Annotated in this window: 19 protein-coding genes; 13 read left to right on the top strand and 6 right to left on the bottom strand. The window is 71.0% G+C overall.

Annotation, left to right across the window (positions count from 1 at the left end; genetic code table 11):
* Nucleotides 1-5: 5 nt before the first annotated feature.
* A complete protein-coding gene (locus tag ACFYXA_RS20180; protein WP_389034564.1) occupies nucleotides 6-1,196 on the bottom strand; it encodes an SAM-dependent methyltransferase in 1,191 nt (396 codons plus the stop codon).
* Between the two features lie 90 nt (nucleotides 1,197-1,286).
* Between ACFYXA_RS20180 and ACFYXA_RS20175 the strand changes: the two genes are divergently transcribed.
* The 4 genes from ACFYXA_RS20175 (at nucleotide 1,287) to groL (ending at nucleotide 5,411) form a co-directional block, all read left to right on the top strand.
* A complete protein-coding gene (locus ACFYXA_RS20175; RefSeq protein WP_352245322.1) occupies nucleotides 1,287-2,213 on the top strand; it encodes a polysaccharide deacetylase family protein in 927 nt (308 codons plus the stop codon).
* Entirely contained in the window at nucleotides 2,210-2,992 is a 783-nt protein-coding gene (locus ACFYXA_RS20170; protein ID WP_389034561.1) for a polysaccharide deacetylase family protein, read from the top strand. The genes ACFYXA_RS20175 and ACFYXA_RS20170 overlap by 4 nt, the downstream gene beginning before the upstream one ends.
* A gap of 340 nt (nucleotides 2,993-3,332) precedes the next feature.
* Nucleotides 3,333-3,641, top strand: coding sequence for a co-chaperone GroES (gene groES, locus ACFYXA_RS20165; protein WP_020132158.1), 309 nt, complete (start codon nucleotides 3,333-3,335; stop codon nucleotides 3,639-3,641).
* Nucleotides 3,642-3,785: 144 nt separating this feature from the next.
* The gene (groL, locus tag ACFYXA_RS20160; protein ID WP_130441133.1) at nucleotides 3,786-5,411 is read left to right on the top strand and encodes a chaperonin GroEL; all 1,626 of its coding nucleotides are present in this window, start codon (nucleotides 3,786-3,788) and stop codon (nucleotides 5,409-5,411) included.
* 139 nt (nucleotides 5,412-5,550) lie between these two features.
* Here groL and ACFYXA_RS20155 read toward each other — a convergent pair whose 3' ends face one another.
* Entirely contained in the window at nucleotides 5,551-6,138 is a 588-nt protein-coding gene (locus tag ACFYXA_RS20155) for a TetR/AcrR family transcriptional regulator (RefSeq protein ID WP_352245324.1), read from the bottom strand.
* 160 nt (nucleotides 6,139-6,298) lie between these two features.
* Here ACFYXA_RS20155 and ACFYXA_RS20150 point away from each other — a divergent pair, with 160 nt between their 5' ends.
* Nucleotides 6,299-7,258 carry an alpha/beta hydrolase family protein gene (locus ACFYXA_RS20150; protein ID WP_389034557.1) on the top strand — a complete coding sequence of 320 codons (960 nt, stop codon included), beginning with the start codon at nucleotides 6,299-6,301 and terminating at the stop codon, nucleotides 7,256-7,258.
* A 93-nt stretch (nucleotides 7,259-7,351) separates the two neighbouring features.
* Nucleotides 7,352-8,593: a PP2C family protein-serine/threonine phosphatase gene (locus tag ACFYXA_RS20145; protein WP_352245326.1), complete on the top strand. Its 1,242-nt coding sequence runs from the start codon at nucleotides 7,352-7,354 to the stop codon at nucleotides 8,591-8,593.
* A gap of 262 nt (nucleotides 8,594-8,855) precedes the next feature.
* On the opposite strand, the gene ACFYXA_RS20140 is transcribed toward ACFYXA_RS20145, so the two are convergent.
* Nucleotides 8,856-9,221, bottom strand: a complete 366-nt coding sequence (locus tag ACFYXA_RS20140; RefSeq protein WP_352245327.1) for a nuclear transport factor 2 family protein — start codon at nucleotides 9,219-9,221, stop codon at nucleotides 8,856-8,858.
* Nucleotides 9,222-9,319: 98 nt separating this feature from the next.
* On the opposite strand from ACFYXA_RS20140, the gene ACFYXA_RS20135 reads away from it, so the two are divergent.
* The 3 genes from ACFYXA_RS20135 to ACFYXA_RS20125 all read left to right on the top strand — a co-directional run bounded on the left by ACFYXA_RS20135 (nucleotide 9,320) and on the right by ACFYXA_RS20125 (nucleotide 11,552).
* A complete protein-coding gene (locus tag ACFYXA_RS20135) occupies nucleotides 9,320-10,261 on the top strand; it encodes a LysR family transcriptional regulator (protein WP_389034552.1) in 942 nt (313 codons plus the stop codon).
* A gap of 65 nt (nucleotides 10,262-10,326) precedes the next feature.
* On the top strand, nucleotides 10,327-10,701 hold the full coding sequence (locus tag ACFYXA_RS20130; protein ID WP_389034549.1) for a hypothetical protein: 375 nt from the start codon (nucleotides 10,327-10,329) through the stop codon (nucleotides 10,699-10,701).
* Nucleotides 10,698-11,552 (top strand): hypothetical protein, encoded by an 855-nt coding sequence (locus ACFYXA_RS20125; RefSeq protein WP_352245330.1) that lies wholly within the window; start codon nucleotides 10,698-10,700, stop codon nucleotides 11,550-11,552. The genes ACFYXA_RS20130 and ACFYXA_RS20125 overlap by 4 nt, the downstream gene beginning before the upstream one ends.
* A gap of 69 nt (nucleotides 11,553-11,621) precedes the next feature.
* Here ACFYXA_RS20125 and ACFYXA_RS20120 read toward each other — a convergent pair whose 3' ends face one another.
* Both ACFYXA_RS20120 and ACFYXA_RS20115 read right to left on the bottom strand, forming a co-directional pair.
* Nucleotides 11,622-12,311 (bottom strand): ester cyclase, encoded by a 690-nt coding sequence (locus ACFYXA_RS20120; protein WP_389034545.1) that lies wholly within the window; start codon nucleotides 12,309-12,311, stop codon nucleotides 11,622-11,624.
* A gap of 86 nt (nucleotides 12,312-12,397) precedes the next feature.
* Nucleotides 12,398-13,171, bottom strand: a complete 774-nt coding sequence (locus tag ACFYXA_RS20115; protein WP_389034542.1) for an SDR family NAD(P)-dependent oxidoreductase — start codon at nucleotides 13,169-13,171, stop codon at nucleotides 12,398-12,400.
* Nucleotides 13,172-13,295: 124 nt separating this feature from the next.
* Here ACFYXA_RS20115 and ACFYXA_RS20110 point away from each other — a divergent pair, with 124 nt between their 5' ends.
* The gene (locus tag ACFYXA_RS20110; RefSeq protein ID WP_351095386.1) at nucleotides 13,296-14,195 is read left to right on the top strand and encodes a LysR family transcriptional regulator; all 900 of its coding nucleotides are present in this window, start codon (nucleotides 13,296-13,298) and stop codon (nucleotides 14,193-14,195) included.
* A 191-nt stretch (nucleotides 14,196-14,386) separates the two neighbouring features.
* On the opposite strand, the gene ACFYXA_RS20105 is transcribed toward ACFYXA_RS20110, so the two are convergent.
* A complete protein-coding gene (locus ACFYXA_RS20105; protein ID WP_130441147.1) occupies nucleotides 14,387-14,713 on the bottom strand; it encodes a WhiB family transcriptional regulator in 327 nt (108 codons plus the stop codon).
* Between the two features lie 379 nt (nucleotides 14,714-15,092).
* Between ACFYXA_RS20105 and ACFYXA_RS20100 the strand changes: the two genes are divergently transcribed.
* The 3 genes from ACFYXA_RS20100 to guaB all read left to right on the top strand — a co-directional run bounded on the left by ACFYXA_RS20100 (nucleotide 15,093) and on the right by guaB (nucleotide 18,587).
* Entirely contained in the window at nucleotides 15,093-15,704 is a 612-nt protein-coding gene (locus ACFYXA_RS20100) for a response regulator transcription factor (protein ID WP_003948568.1), read from the top strand.
* A 623-nt stretch (nucleotides 15,705-16,327) separates the two neighbouring features.
* Complete coding sequence (locus ACFYXA_RS20095) at nucleotides 16,328-16,921, top strand: sigma-70 family RNA polymerase sigma factor (protein ID WP_130441149.1); 594 nt, start codon at nucleotides 16,328-16,330, stop codon at nucleotides 16,919-16,921.
* Between the two features lie 163 nt (nucleotides 16,922-17,084).
* Entirely contained in the window at nucleotides 17,085-18,587 is a 1,503-nt protein-coding gene (gene guaB, locus ACFYXA_RS20090; protein ID WP_130441151.1) for an IMP dehydrogenase, read from the top strand.
* Nucleotides 18,588-18,701 lie beyond the last annotated feature (114 nt).

Genomic DNA, 18,701 nt, shown 5'->3' with positions numbered 1-18,701 from the left:
CGGGGCTACGCGCGGGGGCCGTCGGCCGTGGGGGCTTCGGCCGGCCGGCCGACGAGCATCGTCGGGGCTCCCGCCACGCGGGTCAGGAACACCGTCGCCGCGTTCGGTCCCTGGGGCCTGACCTTCTTGCGGAGTTCCTCCGGCTCCACGGCCGACCCGCGCTTCTTCACCGTCAGGATCCCCACCTCCCGCTCCCGCAGCAGCGCCTTCAGCTTCTTGACGTTGAAGGGCAGCCGGTCGGTGATCTCGTACGCGGTGGCGTACGGCGTCGGGCGCAGGGTGTCCGCGGTGACGTAGGCGATGGTCTCGTCGACCAGGCCGCCGTCGAGGTCCCGGGCGACGTCAGCGACCAGGTGCGCGCGGATGACGGCCCCGTCGGGCTCGTAGAGGTAGCGGCCGACGGGGCGCACGGGCGGGTTCGGCAGACCGGCGCCGCGCAGGGTGCGCGGGCCGGGCAGCAGCGTGGCGCGGACGGCGCCCGGGTCCGTCCCGAACCACAGCACCGCCTCCTTCACGTCTCCGCCGTCCGAGATCCACTCGGCCTCGGCCTCGGCGGGCACGGCCTCGTGGGGGATGCCCGGGGCCACCTTCAGCGCGGCGTGCGGCGCCTTGAGCGCCGCCGCCACGGCCCAGGACAGGGGCGGCGAGTACGCCTCCGGGTCGAAGATCCGCCCCCGGCCGCCCCGCCGGGCGGGGTCGACGAACACGGCGTCGTACCCGGCCGTGTCCACCTCCGTCACGTCCGCCTCCCGTACGTCGATCAGGCCGGCGAGGCCGAGCGCGTCCGCGTTCGCCCGGGCCGCCGCCGCCGTCACCGGGTCCCGGTCCACGGCCAGCACCCTGATCCCCGCGCGCGCCAGCGCGATCGCGTCGCCGCCGATCCCGCTGCACAGGTCGGCGACGCGGGACACGCCCAGCTCCCTCAGCCGCGCCGCCCGGTACGCCGCCACGCTCGCCCGCGTCGACTGCTCGACCCCGTTGGGCGTGAAGAACATCCGCGCCGCGTCCTCGGCCCCGAACTTCACCGCCGCCCGCTGCCGCAGCCGTTCCTGCCCCAGGGCGGCGGAGACGAGCGCGGCGGGATGCGTGCGCCGAAGCCGGGTGGCGACGGCGAGTTCGTCGGCGGGGGCGGTACCGCGCACGGCGTCGAGCAGGGCGCGGCCTTCGGGGGTGAGGAGGGGGGCGAGGTCGTTCACCGGGTCATTGTGGGCCAGTCGGTGGACCGTGCGCCTCCGGCCGCGGTGTCGGACGGGGGTTTCGGGACCGGACTGCGAGGATCCGGCGCCATGGGATCAGTCGTACGAAATGATAAATGCCGGACGAGGTGGACGGCGTACCAGAGCGGTCTCACGGCCCTCGCCCTGGCCGCGATCGTCTCGGGCTGCGCGGAGAGCGGCGGCGGCGCGGTCGGTCCCGCCCCCGGTCAGCAGCCCGACGAGAGCCCGAAGGCCGGCCCCCTCCACTCGTACGCGGCCAGACTGCGCGCCGACCACGCGGCGCGGGTCGCGGCGGCCGAGCGCTGGGACCTGGACAAGGTGCCGCTCACACCCCCCGCGCCGCCCGCGAGGAAGCCGAGGATCGGCACCCGCGAGGGCTTCGAGGTGGACGACCACGAGGAGCTCGGCCTCCCGCCGGTCTTCACCACCGTCCCCACCGACGACAAGGTCGTCTTCCTCACCGTCGACGACGGAGCGGAGAAGGACCCGGCGTTCCTGCGCATGATGACCGAGCTGCGGATCCCGTACACCGCGTTCCTCAGCGACTACCTCGTCAAGGACGACTACGGCTACTTCAAGAAGATGCAGGACGACGGGGTGACCCTCAACAACCACACCCTCCACCACCCCTACCTGCCGGGCCTGTCCTACCAGCGCCAGAAGCGCGAGATCTGCGGCATGCAGGACGTCGTCGAGAAGCAGTACGGCCGCCGCCCGGCCCTCTTCCGCCCGCCCTACGGCAACTACAACAAGGCCACCCTGCGAGCCGCGAAGTCCTGCGGCGTCACCCATGTGCCCCTGTGGAACGAGGAGGTGTTCGTCGACCACTGGGAGTACCGCGAGTGGGACCGAGAGCTCCACCCGGGCGACATCGTCCTGAGTCACTTCCGCGGGCCGGACGACTGGAAGGGCACAATGCCCGACATGATCCGCACCTTCCTGAACAAGGCGACCGGAGAGGGATACGCGGTGGCCCGCCTGGAGGACTACCTGTGAGACACCGGGGGCGGCCCTCGGCCCCAGCGCCGGCACGCGCGGCGGCCCTCATCGCGGCGGCGGTCCTCAGCGCCTGCGCCCTCACGGCCTGCGCCCCCGCGGGCGAACCGGTGGCGGGCCCGGCGGCGACCCGAGCGCGCTCCGCGCACGCCCCCGCGACGGACGAGCCGCCGTACCGCCGCTGGGGCCTCCCGTCCCCCCTGGCCCCCGCACCGGCCCCCGCCCGCCCGAAGCCCCCGCCCCGGCGGGCCCTCCCCCCGGTCCTCGACCGCGTCACCACCTCCGACAGGGTCGTCTTCCTCACCTACGACGACGGCGCCGAACGCGACCCCCGGTTCGTCGACATGGTCCGCGAACTGCGCCTCCCCGTGAGCGTGTTCGTCACCGACAGCGTCGCCGGCCCGGCCTACGCCCACTTCGCCCGCCTGCGGGAGGTCGGCGCGGACCTCCAGAACCACACCCTCGACCACGCCGCCCTGCGCGGTCTGCCCTACGCCGGCCAGCGCGCAGAGATCTGCGGCCAGCAGAACAAGCTCAACGCCCGCTTCGGCGTGCGCCCCCGCCTCTTCCGCCCGCCCTACGGCGCGTACGACACCACCACCCGCCGAGCCGCCGCCGACTGCGGCATCACCGCGATCGTCCTGTGGCGCACCCCCACCGACCCCCACCGCCTGCACCCGGGCGACATCCTCGCCACGACCCCCGACCGAACCCCGGACCTGCTGCGCCAGATCCAGCAACAACACCTGACGGTGGGCAAGCTGGAGGACTACCTGTAGGTGACTAGCCCGTCTGGGGGTGCCCCCTCTGGGGGAGTTCGAGGACGAGGCCCGTCCAGGGCCGAAGCGGGGGCTTGGGGGCGGCAGCCCCCAGCCGACGCCCACCCCGGCACCGGGCACCAAACACACTCGCCCGAGCGGAATTTTCGGCCGACGCGCCGCAGGCATTGGCACTCCGCTTGACCGAGTGCTAACCCCGGTCATAGTCTCGGCTCTGGCACTCCCCACTGGAGAGTGCCAACAACGCGACGGGCAGGTCCGGCACCCGCGACGACGGATCCACCTGGTCGCCACCTCAGACAGTTAACCCCGTGAGATCTCCGAAGGGGGAGGTCGGATCGTGACGACCACCAGCTCCAAGGTTGCCATCAAGCCGCTCGAGGACCGCATCGTGGTCCAGCCGCTCGACGCCGAGCAGACCACGGCCTCGGGCCTGGTCATCCCGGACACCGCGAAGGAGAAGCCCCAGGAGGGCGCCGTCCTCGCCGTGGGCCCGGGCCGCTTCGAGAACGGCGAGCGCCTGCCGCTCGACGTCAAGGTCGGCGACGTCGTCCTGTACAGCAAGTACGGCGGCACCGAGGTGAAGTACAACGGCGAGGAGTACCTCGTCCTCTCGGCTCGCGACGTTCTCGCGATCATCGAGAAGTAGTTCACCCCGGATCGTTCCGGAAGCACATTGATGCTTGACGCTGCGCCCCTGGCCCCCGCGACCACATAAAAAGCCGGGCGCCCGGGGCGCAGTGCGTTTTTTCAAAAGCTTCATCCACAGATCTCCGAGAGGGCTCCCGCTGTCATGGCGAAGATCCTGAAGTTCGACGAGGACGCCCGTCGCGCCCTCGAGCGCGGCGTCAACAAGCTGGCCGACACGGTCAAGGTGACGATCGGCCCCAAGGGCCGCAACGTCGTCATCGACAAGAAGTTCGGCGCCCCCACCATCACCAACGACGGTGTCACGATCGCCCGCGAGGTGGAGATCGACGACCCGTACGAGAACCTCGGCGCGCAGCTGGTGAAGGAGGTGGCGACCAAGACCAACGACATCGCTGGTGACGGCACGACCACCGCCACCGTGCTCGCCCAGGCGCTGGTGCGCGAGGGCCTGAAGAACGTGGCCGCCGGCGCGTCCCCCGCCCTCCTCAAGAAGGGCATCGACGCCGCCGTCAAGGCCGTCTCCGAGGACCTGCTCGCGTCGGCCCGCCCGATCGACGAGAAGTCCGACATCGCCGCCGTGGCCGCGCTGTCCGCCCAGGACCAGCAGGTCGGCGAGCTCATCGCCGAGGCCATGGACAAGGTCGGCAAGGACGGTGTCATCACCGTCGAGGAGTCCAACACCTTCGGTCTGGAGCTGGACTTCACCGAGGGCATGGCCTTCGACAAGGGCTACCTGTCGCCGTACTTCGTGACGGACCAGGAGCGCATGGAGGCCGTCCTGGAGGACCCCTACATCCTCATCAACCAGGGCAAGATCTCCTCGATCGCCGACCTGCTGCCGCTGCTGGAGAAGGTCATCCAGGCCAACGCCTCCAAGCCGCTGCTGATCATCGCCGAGGACCTCGAGGGCGAGGCGCTCTCCACCCTCGTCGTCAACAAGATCCGCGGCACCTTCAACGCGGTCGCGGTCAAGGCCCCCGGCTTCGGCGACCGCCGCAAGGCGATGCTGCAGGACATGGCCACCCTCACCGGCGCCACCGTCATCTCCGAGGAGGTCGGCCTCAAGCTCGACCAGGTCGGCATCGACGTCCTCGGCTCCGCCCGCCGCGTCACCGTCACCAAGGACGACACCACGATCGTCGACGGCGCCGGCAACTCCGCCGACGTGCAGGGCCGCGTCGCGCAGATCAAGGCCGAGATCGAGAACACGGACTCCGACTGGGACCGCGAGAAGCTCCAGGAGCGCCTCGCGAAGCTGGCCGGCGGCGTGTGCGTGATCAAGGTCGGCGCCGCCACCGAGGTGGAGCTGAAGGAGAAGAAGCACCGCCTGGAGGACGCCATCTCCGCGACCCGCGCCGCGGTCGAGGAGGGCATCGTCTCCGGTGGCGGTTCCGCGCTCGTCCACGCCGTCAAGGTCCTCGAGGGCAACCTCGACAAGACCGGCGACGAGGCGACCGGCGTCGCCGTGGTCCGCAAGGCCGCCGTCGAGCCGCTGCGCTGGATCGCCGAGAACGCCGGCCTGGAGGGCTACGTCATCACCTCCAAGGTCGCCGAGCTCGACAAGGGCCAGGGCTTCAACGCCGCGACCGGCGAGTACGGCGACCTGGTCAAGGCCGGCGTCATCGACCCGGTCAAGGTCACCCGCTCCGCCCTGGAGAACGCCGCTTCCATCGCCTCCCTCCTCCTGACGACCGAGACCCTGGTCGTCGAGAAGAAGGAAGAGGAAGAGCCCGCCGCAGCCGGCCACGGCCACGGCCACGCCCACTGAGGCACCCCGCCACTGACGGGCACTGACCGACATCGGCAGTGAGGCCCGGCGCCCCTGAACGGTGAGACCGCTGCATCGACCAGCAGCCTCCCCGGACGGAGCGCCGGGCCTTCGTGCTGCCGAGGCGCAGGTGCCGGCTTTATGAGCCTCGCAGCCCTTGGAGGAGTAGTTCGATCAGCCTGCGGGGGTCGTAGCGGGGGTCGCTGTCGTGCCCGATGCAGAGGTTGCCGATGCCGCGCATCAGTTCGTAGGGCTGTGTGCCGGGCCTGATCTCGCCGGCGTCGACGGCGGCGTCGAGCAGCTGGGCGCAGACGGGCATCAGCCGGTCGAGGAAGAGGGTGTGCAGCGTGGCGAAGCGGTCGCTGTCGGACTGAAGCGCGTCGGCGAGTCCGTGCTTGGTGACCAGGAAGTCGGCGAAGAGGTCGACCCACCGGCGCAGCGCGTCGAACGGGGAGGCGGCGTCGGCCAGCAGCTTCGGGCCGGCTTCGGCGCACGCCTCGATCTGATGCTGATAGACGGCGGTGACCAGGTCCGCCCGGGTGGGGAAGTGGCGGTAGACCGTCCCCAGCCCGACACCCGCCCGGGCCGCGATCTGACGGATCGGCGCGTCGATCCCCGAGGTCACGAACACCTCCGCCGCGGCGTCGAGCAGCGTCTGCTGGTTGCGTACCGCGTCTGCTCGCTTGCTGCGGGCGGACGCTCCTTCGGCCGGGCCTGCTGCGGGCACCACGCTCTCCTTCCGGCGGCCGTTGACGAAACGGATCAGTGTTCCGTATCTTAAATGGAACAACGATCCGCTTTCAGGTTAGCTGACTGCGGGCACTCCGCCATACCCGCCGCCGCCGTACGCGGCCAGGCGACGGATGTCATCGAAGGGCATGCTCCTCATGAGTGCACCTGCTTACCCGGCCCGCACCCTCCACTCGCCCACCCCCGTCCTTTCCGTCAGCCCGGTCGTGCTGCCGGCCCCCGGCCGCGCCGTGGACCTCCAGGTGCGCGTCTCCGCGCCGGTGACCGGGAGCGAGCTGCCGGTCGTTCTCCTCTCGCACGGCCTCGGCTTCTCCCACCACCTCTCCTCGCTGAAGGGCTACGCCCCGCTCGCCGACTTCTGGGCCCGACGGGGCTTCGTCGTGATCCAGCCCACCCACCTGGACTCCAGGACGCTGAACCCCGACCCCGCCACCCCCGGGGCCGCCGCGCACTGGCGTACCCGGGCCGAGGACATGACGCGCGTCATCGACCGGCTCGACGCGATCGAGGAAGCCGTTCCGCAGCTCGCCGGACGTGTCGACCGGAGCCGGATCGCCGTCGCCGGGCACTCCATGGGCGGGCACACCGCGAGCCTGCTGCTCGGCGCCCGCCTCACCGATCCCCACGACGGAACCGAAGTGGACCTGGCCGACCCGCGGATCAAGGCGGGCGTGCTGCTCGCCGCGCCCGGCCGGGGCGGCGACGCCCTCACCGAGTTCACCGCCGAGAACTACTCCTTCCTCCTGACCACCGACTTCTCCACGATGACCACCCCCGCACTCGTGGTCGCCGGCGACAAGGACGACTCCGCCTTCCTGACGGTCAGCGGCCCGGACTGGCACACCGATCCCTACACCCTCGCCCCCGGCCCCAAGTCCCTGCTCACCCTGTTCGGCGCGGAGCACGGGCTCGGCGGGGTCTCCGGATACGACGTCGCTGAGACCACCGACGAGAACCCCGAGCGGGTCGCCGCCCTCGCCCACCTCGCCTGGGCCTACCTGCGCAGCGCGTTCCACCCCGAGGACCCCGCCTGGCGGACGGCGTGCGACGCGCTGGCGGCCGACTCCGACCCCGCCGGACGCGTCGAATCCAAGTAGGCCAGGAAGCCTGAGCTCACGCATGTGTCGCAGCAGTGGGGGTGTTTGTCCGGTCGGCGGGAAAACGAGTCTCCAACTCAAGAGGAGGCTGGTGTGTTGCGTGAGCGGGTGGAATTGGCGGACGTGCTGACGGCGGCGGAGGAAGCCGCGCCGGTCGGCTCGCTGGATGTCGTGGCGCACAACCTGCGCCTGCGTTTCGGAGCGCGGTACGTGTCGTTCCTGTTCGTCGACGTCGTCGGCCGTCGTCTGCTGCGCGTCAGCGACAACACCGCCACGCCGCAGCGGCACCGCGCCGAACACATCCCCCTGGCCGGCAGCAGCGTCTACGACGAGGTCCTGCGCACCCAGAAGCCGGTGCGGACGCCGCACGACGGACACGAGCAAGGACAGCGGGTGCTGGCCCCCGTCACCAACCGCGGCGACACCATCGGCGTCCTCGAACTCTTCCTCGACGACGCCACCGAGGACGTGCTCGCACAGGTGGCGGAGGCCGCGCACGCGCTGGCGTACATCATCGTCACCGACCGCCGCTTCACCGACCTCTACCACTGGGGCAACCGCACCACGACGGTCAGTCTGGCCGCGGAGATCCAGCGCCAGTTGCTGCCCTCGGCCGCCTCCTGCGAGGCCGCCGAGTTCGACCTCGCCGGCGCCCTGGTCCCGGCCTCCGACATCGCCGGCGACACCTACGACTACTCCCTCGACCACGACACCCTGCACCTGTCCGTCACCGACGCCATGGGCCACGACGTCGACGCCTCGCTCATGGCCACCCTCCTGGTCAACGCCTCCCGCGGCGCCCGCCGCGCCGGAAAGGACCTCGCCGAACAGGCCCGCCAGACCCACCAGGCACTCATCGACCACGGCCGGAAGACCTTCGCCACGGGACAGCTCGTGCGCATCGCCCTGGACGGCAGCGGTGCCCAGCTCGTCAACGCCGGCCACCCCTGGCCGCTGCGACTGCGCGACGGCACCGTCCAGGAGCTGCGCCTGGCCGTGAACCTGCCCTTCGGCGTCGCCTGGCAGGGCGCCTACCGGGTGCAGGACCTCGACCTGCGCCCCGGCGACCGCCTCATCCTGTACACCGACGGCATGCAGGAACGCGAGGCGGAGACCGTCGACCTGCCCGCCCTGATCCGCGACACCGCCGCCGAGCACCCCCGCGAGGTCGTGCGCACGCTGGTCGGCGCGGTGGCCGACGCCTACGGCGGTCGCCAGCCGAGAGACGACGCCACCGTCCTGTGCCTGGACTGGCACGGCCCTCAGCCTCGCACAGAGGAAGCCTCGCCCCGGTACGGCCGGACTGACCAAGAACTCAAGAGACGCCTCGGGTGATGATCGCAGCGCTCCCGGCCCGGCGAGCGCTGCCCACCACGTCGGCGAGGTGGCCACCGGTGGCACAGGTGGACAGAGGGCTCCGGCGGTCGGGCATCCGCCCAGCGCCGCCCGCGTCCACATCCCGCGGGACCTGCCCGACGACACCACCCCCGTCCACCTGTGCCGCCGGTGGCCACCTCCTCCGCGACGTCACTGGGGTACCGACCTCTCGCGGCGAAGCCCAACAGCCTTCAGTTCCGCGAACTCGCGGAGGCGAGGGTCAGCGGGTGGGTGGGGCGAACTCGGGCTGGTCGAGCAGGCGCAGCCAGCTTCCGTCAGGCTGGCGCCGGACGACCTGCGCCCGGGCGCCGGCCCCGTCCATCGGAGGAGTCGAGGTGAGGGCGATGTCGCCACTGATCAGCGTGGGCAGCGGTTGTTCCTGCTCGAAACGGGGACGGTTGGCCAGCACCTTCTCCCACAGCGCACGAATCGCCTCCCGGCCCACCGTCTGGTCGCCGGGCGGGTAGGCCATCACCGCACCCTCTTCGTAAAGTGCGGCGACTCCGGCCGCGTCACCGGCGTTGGATCGTTCCACGAACAAGCGGGTGATGTCCTCGGGTCGCATGGCCTTCTCGTGCTCCGGCATGAATTCCTCCTGACGTCGGGCTTCGACGCTTCCAAGCGTGGCTGTCGACTGGCCAGAACTCCAACAGATGAATCTTCTGGAAACTAGAATCTGCAGTCATGGAGCTGAGGCAGCTGGAATACTTCGTCGCGGTCGCCGAGGAGCAGAACTTCACCCGGGCAGCCGAGCGGGTGCACATCAGCCAGTCCGGCGTCAGCGCCCAGATCCGCCAGCTGGAACGGGAACTCGGAGCTGAGCTGTTCGACCGGTCGGCCCGCACCGTCACCCTCACCGTCGCGGGAAAGGCCGCACTCGAACACGCCCGCGCCGCACTCGCCGCCGCTGGGGCAGTCGGCCAGGCGGTGGGCGAGGTGACCGACCTGATCCGGGGGCACCTCACCGTCGGGATGGTCATCGGCTGCAGCCTGACCCCGCTGTTCGACGCCCTCGCCGCGTTCCACCAGGCACATCCCGGTGTGGAGATCTCGCTGCTGGAGGACAGCTCCGACCGGCTCATCGAGGGGGTGCGCACCGGCACCGTCGACCTGGCACTCATCGGGGCGGCAACCGCCACCCCCGACGGGCTGGACGCGCTGACCATCATCAGCGAGCGGCTCGTCGCGGCAGTCCCGGCCGGGCACCCCTTGGCGAAACAGCGGCGGGTCACCCTGCGCGACCTGGTCGCCCACCCGATCGTGTGCATGCCGCCCGGCACCGGCCTGCGCACGGTATTCGACCAGGCCTGCGCCGCACAGAGCCTCCAACCCGCGATCTCTCTGCAGGCCAGCGCCGCGGACGCCATTGCCGGCCTTGCCGCCCGCGGGCTCGCCGTCGCCGTCCTGACCGACTCCATGGCCGCGAGTCACCGCGACCGGCTCACCGCCCGCACCATCGATGATGTCGAGACACCCGCATTGCTCGCCCTGATCTGGAAGAACACGCACAGCCCGGGGATGCGTGAACTGCTCGTGCACAGCCGGCAAGCATTCACCAAGCCCGACCCCGCGACTTCACCGCGAACCCACGGGCCTACCCCTGACATCAGGGCGACAGAACCTTGAGCTCCCACCCAGGTGTTCAAATCGCCATCTACTGGGCGGAGTTCGTGTGATGTATAAATACGAACATGACGGCTTACAAGAAGGTGTTCCTTCTCGTCCTGTCGGCACTCTTCCTCGCGGCCCTCGTGGCTCTCACGGCCCTCGCCATCGGCGGAAACCTGAGCGAGGCCGATCAGATAGCCAGCATCGTGGGCGCGCTGGTCTCCCTCGCCGCCCTCGCGGTGTCGGTACGGCAGTTCATGCCGTCGGCGCCCACGAACGTCAGGGCCGTCAACGGCACGGCGGTCGGAGGGGACGCGACCCGCGTCTCCGGCGTGGAGAACGAGGTCAGAGGCAGGCGCGGCCGTGCGCCCGCCGGCGGATCGATCTCCGCGCGCGACGGCATGGCGGTCGGCGGGAACATGATCGAGATCCAGGGTGACAAGAACGTGGTGACATGAGCCGCGGCGGTTCCAGGGGGGAGAACCGTGGCAGGCGGGTCGACGCGAGAAACGGGCACGCGGCGGGAGGCGACTTCGTCTACGTCAGGGGCAGCCACATCCAGGTCAACCAGAAGCCCCGCGTGCGTCGCCTTCGCCTGGCGCTCATCGTCACCGGTGGGACGCTCTCCGTCGTGGCCGGGGCTCTCACACTGCTCTGGGTGCTCTCGCCGACGGCGGGCAGCGACGCGGATCGCGGCGGCGCGGCCCCGACCGTCCCGTCGACCACCCGTCCCGAACCGAGCCGGACCCCGCGCGCCGCCGTCCCCCCGGCTCTGACGGACCCGGAGCCCGACAAGCCGTCGCCGAGCCCCACCGTCTCGTCACGCACAGCCGCCCCGACTGCCGTGTCGCACAAGGACGAAGCGGCCCCGCTGCCCGAAGCGACCCCGCCTCCCGACTGCCGAACCGCCGGCACGAGCGGTGTGGAACTGACTCCGTCGAACCTGGAGGTGAGAAACCAGGGGTACCTGTCGGCACGCGTGAACTGTGAGACGAAAGCCGGGGAAAAGCTGTACTACATGGTGCGCGTGGACAACATCATGGACGCCGGGAAGCCGCCGAAGACCGGTTATTACCTGAAGGAGGAGATCTCCGCGCGGCACGCGTCCCAACAGATAACGGTGGATCTGCAAAGGGCGAACGCGAAGCCGGGCTCCGTCCGCCACGGGTTCGTCCAGCTTCTCCGTGACGACCAACTCGCCGCCCTCAAGAGGGAGGAGACGGCGGACGGCAACGACGGAACCATCTCGGCACTGCCGGAGGGCAGCGTGACTGTTTCCGGCGAGGCGCGCGTCGTCCGGAGCGGCTGACTCGGACCGCGCGTGCGCGGGGCCCCGTCCCGCCCGGCCCGGGCGGAACAGGGCCCCCGCGAGCGCGGCCTACCGGCCCAGCGCCCCCAGCTGTTCCAGCAGCCCCGCCCGGTCGTACTGCCACCAGGCCTCGCAGATCATGCCGTCGCGGAAGCGGTGCCAGGTCATGCCGGTCATGGTGACGTCCTGGCCGGTCGCCGGGATGCCGACGAAGTCGCCGTGGTGGCGGCCCGTGAAGGTCCAGCGGGTGCACACCCGGTCCTCCTCGGACAGCTGGTCGTCGACCCGCATCGAGAAGTTGAAGGCCCGCCGCCAGCCCGCGACCTCCTCACGGGCGGCCCGCAAGCCCGTGTCCCGCGCGTTGGCCGGGTCGTGGTCGACGTAGTCGTCCGAGACGCGCTCGAACAGCCGGTCGATGTCGCCCCGTCCGAGTCCCTCGAAGAACTCGCGGGCCACCACGCGGTTGAGCTGCTCGTCGCGCACCACGTCCAGGTCGGTGAAGGTCGGCGTCTCCTCGCACAGGGCGACCATGTCCTGGAAGATCCGCCCGGTCTCCGGCAGGTTCGAGTTCCGCATCGCCTCCTCGTACGACGGGAACTCCACGATCTCGATGAAGTGCGAATCGTCGGAGCGGTCCTTGCCGACCAGCGCGTGCGTGGCGGTCCGCTTCCCCTTGGTCTGTTCGACCCATGTGTCCAGCAGCCGGTTCATCTCGTCGAACCGGCTGGTCCTGCAGTCGATGAGCTGTACGAACGTCATGGCGCAGCCTCCGGCCCCCCTGGGTCCGGTTCCGTCACGCCCATTTTCCCACCGGAGCGCCGACGCCACCCACCGCTCACCGCCCCCTACTGCGGCCCGTACTTGCGTCCCGTCCGCGAGCTGACCCCGCCCAGCAGGCCCCTCGGCGTCACCTTCACCAGGCCCATCAGCGCCTTGTAGCGGGCGTCGGGGATCGACACGGACTTCCCGCGCGCCAGGTCGTGCAGCGCCGCCGCGACCAGCTTGTCCGCGTCGAGCCACATCCAGCCCGGGATGTTGTCCGTGCCCATCCCGGCCCGCTCGTGGAACTCGGTGCGCACGAAGCCCGGGCACAGCGCCATCAGCCGCACCCCAGTGCCCGCCAGGTCCTTCGCGGCCCCCTGCGTGAACTGCACGACCCACGCCTTCGACGCCCCGTACGTCCCGCGCGGCAGGAACGCCGCCACCGAGGCCACGTTGACGACACCGCCGCGCCCCCGCTCCCGCATCGCCGCCGTGGCCGCCGAGGTCAGCCGCAGCACCGCCTCGCAGTGCACCTTGAGCATCTTCAGCTCGTCGGCCATCGGCACGTCGAGGTAACGCCCCTTGTTCCCGAAGCCCGCGTTGTTGACCAGCAGGTCGACGGGGTTCTTGCGGTCGCCGAGCCGGGCGGCCACCGCCTCGATGCCCGCGTCCTCGGCGAGGTCGGCGGTCAGCACCTCCGCCTCGATGCCGTGCCGGTCGTGCAACTCGGTGGCCTGCTCGCGCAGACGCTTGGTGTCCCGGGCGACGAGGACGAGGTCGTGCCCGTCCGCCGCCAGCCGCCGCGCGAACGCGGCACCGATGCCCGCGGTCGAACCTGTGATCAGAGCCGTAGTCATGCCGCAAGATTAGTGACCGGAAACGCGCGCGACCGTTCCCCTCACCCACTCGGAACCGACAGTCGCCGTCAAAGCCCCGGCGCATGATCGACCGATGATCCCAAGGGCCGCTTATGCTCGAAGGGTGATCGAGGCCCGTCATCTCCGTGTGCTGCGCGCCGTCGCCGCCACCGGCTCATTCTCGGCGGCCGGGCGCGAGCTCGGCTGCACCCAGCCGGCCGTCAGCCAGCAGATGAAGGCGCTGGAGGCGTCCGTCGGCACGCCTCTGCTCGTGCGCAGCGGACGCGAGATGCGGCTGACCCAGGCGGGCGAGGCCCTCGTACGGCACGCGGCCGGGATCCTCTCCGGGCTGACCGCCGCCGAGGAGGAGGTCGCCGCGATCGCCGGACTGCGCGCCGGGCGGGTGCGGCTCGTCTCCTTCCCCAGCGGCAGCTCCGCCCTCGTGCCCACCGCCCTCGCCGCGCTGCGCGCCGCCCACCCCGGCACCCGCGTCTCCCTGGAGGAGGCGGAACCGCCCGCCTCGGTGGACAAGCTGCGCGCCGGCGACTGCGACATCGCGCTCGCCTTCCGCTACGAGAGCGCGCCGGGCTGCGCGCAGGAGTGGGCCGACCTCGTCGTACGTCCCCTGCTGACCGACCGGCTCGTCGCCCTCGTCCCGGAGCGGCATCCCCTCGCACGCGCGGAGTCCGTCGCCATAGGCGAACTGGCCCGGGAGTCCTGGATCGCGGGCTGCCCGCGCTGTCGCGGCCAGCTGGTGGAGGTGTGCGCGGAGGCGGGTTTCACGCCCCGGATCGACTTCGCCACCGACGACTACCCGGCGGTCGCCGGTCTGGTGGGCGCGGGGCTCGGCGTCGCCGTCCTGCCCCAGCTCGCGATCGAGTCCGTACGGCCCCGTGGGGCGCGGGCGGTGACGCTGGAGCCGGCGGTGCGGCGGGAGATCGTCGCGCTGACCCTGCCCGACCTGGCGCCGGTGCCGGCGGTGGCGGCGACCCTGGACCAGCTGGAGCGGGCGGCGGCGCGCTGAGAGGGGCGCGCACGGGAACGGGGGGCGCGCTGAGAAGGGCGCGCACAAGAACCGGGGGCGCGCCGAGAGGGCGCGCACATGACACAAGGGCACACGTGTGCGTGCCCCATCCCTTTGCAGACCTTTGTGCAGAACCTCTGTGCCGACCTCTGTGCAGAAACGTTCCTTCAGTTGTCCTGATCCGCGTTCCTTCAGTCGTCCGGCGGTGTCTCCCCACCGGTCGACGCTGAAACCAGGCGGTGGCGCGCCCGGCCCATGAGCTCCTCGCGTTCGTCCTCGGTCAACCCGCCCCACACGCCGTACGGCTCTCGCACCGCCAGCGCGTGCGCCGCGCACTGCGCGCGGACCGGGCACCTCATGCAGACCTCCTTGGCCGAGTTCTCGCGAGCGCTCCGCGCCGCCCCGCGCTCACCCTCCGGATGGAAGAAGAGCGAACTGTCCACCCCGCGGCAGGCGGCCAGGAGCTGCCAGTCCCACAGGTCCGCGTTCGGTCCGGGAAGGCGGGAGAAATCTGCCATTGCGTGACCCCTTGTAGCCGTTTCGAGCGGATACGGTGCCAACGACCGTACAACTACGATCTAAGGAGATGAAAATATGACTCATTGCGAATCTAGCCTCAGACACCAGTAAATGGGAAGAAATGGGGCTAATCGGGGCATCGCTCGTGATGAAAGACCGAGGGCCCGCGCGGCTGCCTCCCGCGTGTCCGTCCCCTCACGTAGAGTGCCGAAGACTGCACGCAGCCCCGTAACTCTTTCGAGTGACCATCGTTGAGAGTGCGGAGGCGGTTGAAAACACAAACGCTCGGGCAGGCGTCCGAGACGGTCGACCGCACAGGTGACGATTCGTACCAGCCTGGAGGCACAAGGTGACGCGCATCAGCTGCGGAGGGCGGCCATGACTTCCGTCCTCGTCTGCGACGACTCCCCGCTTGCCCGAGAGGCGCTCCGCCGCGCGGTCGCGACCGTGCCCGGCGTCGAGCGCGTGACGACGGCGGCCAACGGCGAGGAAGTGCTCCGCCGCTGGGGCGCCGACCGCTCGGACCTGATTCTGATGGACGTGCGCATGCCCGGGCTGGGCGGCGTCGAGACCGTCCGGCGGCTGCTGTCGGCCGACCCCGGCGCGCGCATCATCATGCTGACCGTCGCGGAGGACCTCGACGGAGTCGCCCTCGCGGTGGCCGCCGGCGCCCGCGGCTACCTGCACAAGGACGCCTCGCGCGCCGAACTGCGGGCGACCGTGACCCAGGCCCTCGCCGACCCGACCTGGCGGCTCGCCCCGCGCCGGCTGCGCTCGGCCGAGATGGGCGCGGCTCCCACGCTCACCGCCCGCGAGATCCAGGTGCTGGAGGGCATGAGCCACGGCCGCTCCAACGCGGAGATCGGCCGGGAGCTGTTCCTCTCCGAGGACACCGTCAAGACCCACGCCCGCCGGCTGTTCAAGAAGCTCGGCGCCTCGGACCGCGCGCACGCCGTGGCGCTCGGATTCCGCTGGGGACTGGTCCGCTGAGGACCGGTCCGCCGAGTCGAACATTCGAGCCGAACACCGGGGCGAACATGCGTTCCGGTGGGGGAGGGCTTCGGCCCTCTCGGCACCCCGTTCCGACCACTCTCCGTGACGGGTGGGCAGCGAGACGCGAGTGACGGGAGTCGCCGCGTGCGCCGTGCGTGTGGAAAACGTCACGGGTGAGGCGAGCGCCACGGCGCGGGCGACAGCGGCCCGGGGACACCCTCGTACGACCTCGGCGCACGACTCGTCGTATGAGTGGAATCCGTCGCGTGCGCGTACTTCGTCACAGACGCGGTCTGCCGGACGGGGACGGAGTGAGCCGACGTCGGCGGAGGGGAGCGGGGTATGCGGGACGGGCCCTGCTCGCGCGGGTTCGCGAGCGCGCGGAGAGTACCCCTACGCCGGGCGCAGCCCGGTGGCGGTGCCGGGTCCCGCCGGACCGCCCGCTGCTCGTTTCCCGGCGGATGCCGCATCCTTGAGGTGTGGAGTTCCTCGGGGACGAGTCGGTCGAGCGGAAGGGGAGGGCGCAGGGGATGAGTTCCGGCGCACCTGCTCATAACGCTTCGGTGCACAACGACGGGCACGGCGCGGCGGCCGGCCCGGCCGCAGGGCACCATGGACCGATGCGCGATGACGAGGCGGTCCGTGCCCACGCCCAGGGGGCGATCGGCGGCCTCGTGCACCGCGCCGTCGACGGCGACGAACAGGCCACCCACGACCTGCTCGCCCACGTCCACCCCCTCGCCCTGCGCTACTGCCGCACCCGGCTGTCCCGGCTCCCCGGGGACGCGCGGCACTTCGTGGAGGACCTCGCGCAGGAGGTCTGCGTCGCCGTCCTGCTCGCCCTGCCGCGCTACAAGGACACCGGCCGTCCCTTCGAGGCCTTCGTCTTCGCCATCGCCGCCCACAAGGTCGCCGACCTCCAGCGCGCGGCGATGCGCCACCCCGGCTCGACGGCGGTCCCGTCGGACGAGATGCCGGAACGCCCCGACGACTCCCTGGGGCCCGAGGAGCGGGCCCTGCTGAGCAGTGACGCCGAATGGGCGAAGAAACTGCTGGCCAACCTGCCCGAGAACCAGCGGGAGCTGCTCCTGCTGCGCATCGCGGTGGGCCTCACGGCGGAGGAGACCGGTCAGATGTTGGGAATGTCACCCGGCGCGGTCCGCGTCGCCCAGCACCGGGCGCTCAGCAGGCTGCGCGCCCTCGCCGAGCAGTAGTCCGGACCAGCGGCCCCTTGCGGCGGCCCCCGTTGAACGGGTCCGGGGCCGGTGCCGTACGAACATACGAAGCCGGGAGTCCTTCCGAACCGTGGAATGAGTGAAGCGCGCTTCCCGTTAGCATGGACATCCGCACCGATCAAGGCCATTTGGGGAAGGTGTCATGACTGCCAACGTCGACGGAGTGCCCGACAAATTCGCGACCCTCGGGCTGACCTACGACGACGTGCTGCTGCTGCCGGGAGCGTCCGAGGTGCTCCCCAACGCGGTCGACACCTCGTCCCGCATCTCCCGCAACGTCCGGGTGAACATCCCGCTGCTCTCCGCGGCGATGGACAAGGTCACCGAGTCCCGCATGGCGATCGCCATGGCCCGTCAGGGCGGCGTCGGCGTGCTGCACCGCAACCTGTCCGTGGAGGACCAGGTCAACCAGGTCGACCTGGTCAAGCGGTCCGAGTCCGGCATGGTCACCGACCCGATCACGGTGCACCCCGAGGCCACGCTCGCCGAGGCCGACGCGCTGTGCGCCAAGTTCCGCATCAGCGGCGTCCCGGTCACCGACCCGGCCGGCAAGCTGCTCGGCATCGTCACCAACCGCGACATGGCCTTCGAGTCGGACCGCACGCGCCAGGTGCGCGAGGTCATGACGCCGATGCCGCTGGTCACCGGCAAGGTCGGCATCTCCGGCGGCGACGCCATGGAGCTGCTGCGCCGCCACAAGATCGAGAAGCTTCCGCTGGTCGACGACGCGGGCGTCCTCAAGGGCCTGATCACGGTCAAGGACTTCGTCAAGGCCGAGCAGTACCCCAACGCCGCCAAGGACGCCGAGGGCCGGCTGCTCGTCGGCGCGGCCGTCGGCGCGAGCCCCGAGGCGCTGGAGCGCGCCCAGGCGCTGGCCGAGGCCGGTGTGGACTTCCTGGTCGTCGACACCTCGCACGGCCACAACAGCAACGCCCTCAGCTGGATGTCCAAGATCAAGTCGAGCGTCGGCGTCGACGTGATCGGCGGCAACGTCGCCACCCGTGACGGCGCGCAGGCCCTCATCGACGCCGGTGTCGACGGCATCAAGGTCGGCGTCGGCCCCGGCTCGATCTGCACCACGCGTGTCGTCGCCGGCATCGGCGTCCCGCAGGTCACGGCCATCTACGAGGCCTCCCTCGCGGCCCGCCCGGCCGGCATCCCGCTGATCGGCGACGGCGGCCTGCAGTACTCCGGTGACATCGGCAAGGCGCTCGCCGCCGGCGCCGACACGGTGATGCTGGGCAGCCTCCTCGCCGGCTGTGAGGAGTCGCCGGGTGAGCTGCAGTTCATCAACGGCAAGCAGTTCAAGTCGTACCGCGGCATGGGCTCGCTCGGCGCGATGCAGTCCCGCGGCCAGGCCAGGTCCTACTCCAAGGACCGCTACTTCCAGGCCGAGGTCGGCTCCGACGACAAGCTCGTGCCCGAGGGCATCGAGGGCCAGGTGCCCTACCGCGGCCCGCTCGGCAACGTGCTGCACCAGCTCGTCGGCGGTCTCCGCCAGACGATGGGGTACGTGGGCGCGGCCACCATCGGGGAGATGGAGAGCAAGGGCCGCTTCGTCCGGATCACCTCGGCGGGCCTGAAGGAGAGCCACCCGCACGACATCCAGATGACGGTCGAGGCGCCGAACTACAGCACCAAGTAGACGCAGGGCTTCCGCCAGGGCGGCCCCGGATCCCCCGGGGCCGCCCTCGCTCGTTCCGGGGCCGCCCTCGGTGTGCCCGCCGGGTCCGTCGGCGATACTGGAAGACGCTGAAAC

Source organism: Streptomyces sp. NPDC002566, assembly GCF_042889585.1.
In the GTDB taxonomy this organism is placed as follows: Bacteria; Actinomycetota; Actinomycetes; order Streptomycetales; family Streptomycetaceae; genus Streptomyces.
This window is presented reverse-complemented; position numbering and strand designations above follow the sequence as displayed.

What these genes read in the sequence shown, in the direction of transcription:
- ACFYXA_RS20175 (WP_352245322.1), top strand. Translation starts at nt 1,287, where the DNA reads ATGGGATCAGTCGTACGAAATGATAAATGCCGGACGAGGTGGACGGCG.
- groL (WP_130441133.1), top strand. Translation starts at nt 3,786, where the DNA reads ATGGCGAAGATCCTGAAGTTCGACGAGGACGCCCGTCGCGCCCTCGAG.
- ACFYXA_RS20150 (WP_389034557.1), top strand. Translation starts at nt 6,299, where the DNA reads ATGAGTGCACCTGCTTACCCGGCCCGCACCCTCCACTCGCCCACCCCC.
- ACFYXA_RS20140 (WP_352245327.1), bottom strand. Translation starts at nt 9,221, where the DNA reads ATGCCGGAGCACGAGAAGGCCATGCGACCCGAGGACATCACCCGCTTG.
- ACFYXA_RS20135 (WP_389034552.1), top strand. Translation starts at nt 9,320, where the DNA reads ATGGAGCTGAGGCAGCTGGAATACTTCGTCGCGGTCGCCGAGGAGCAG.
- ACFYXA_RS20130 (WP_389034549.1), top strand. Translation starts at nt 10,327, where the DNA reads ATGACGGCTTACAAGAAGGTGTTCCTTCTCGTCCTGTCGGCACTCTTC.
- ACFYXA_RS20125 (WP_352245330.1), top strand. Translation starts at nt 10,698, where the DNA reads ATGAGCCGCGGCGGTTCCAGGGGGGAGAACCGTGGCAGGCGGGTCGAC.
- ACFYXA_RS20120 (WP_389034545.1), bottom strand. Translation starts at nt 12,311, where the DNA reads ATGACGTTCGTACAGCTCATCGACTGCAGGACCAGCCGGTTCGACGAG.
- ACFYXA_RS20115 (WP_389034542.1), bottom strand. Translation starts at nt 13,171, where the DNA reads ATGACTACGGCTCTGATCACAGGTTCGACCGCGGGCATCGGTGCCGCG.
- ACFYXA_RS20105 (WP_130441147.1), bottom strand. Translation starts at nt 14,713, where the DNA reads ATGGCAGATTTCTCCCGCCTTCCCGGACCGAACGCGGACCTGTGGGAC.
- ACFYXA_RS20100 (WP_003948568.1), top strand. Translation starts at nt 15,093, where the DNA reads ATGACTTCCGTCCTCGTCTGCGACGACTCCCCGCTTGCCCGAGAGGCG.
- ACFYXA_RS20095 (WP_130441149.1), top strand. Translation starts at nt 16,328, where the DNA reads ATGCGCGATGACGAGGCGGTCCGTGCCCACGCCCAGGGGGCGATCGGC.
- guaB (WP_130441151.1), top strand. Translation starts at nt 17,085, where the DNA reads ATGACTGCCAACGTCGACGGAGTGCCCGACAAATTCGCGACCCTCGGG.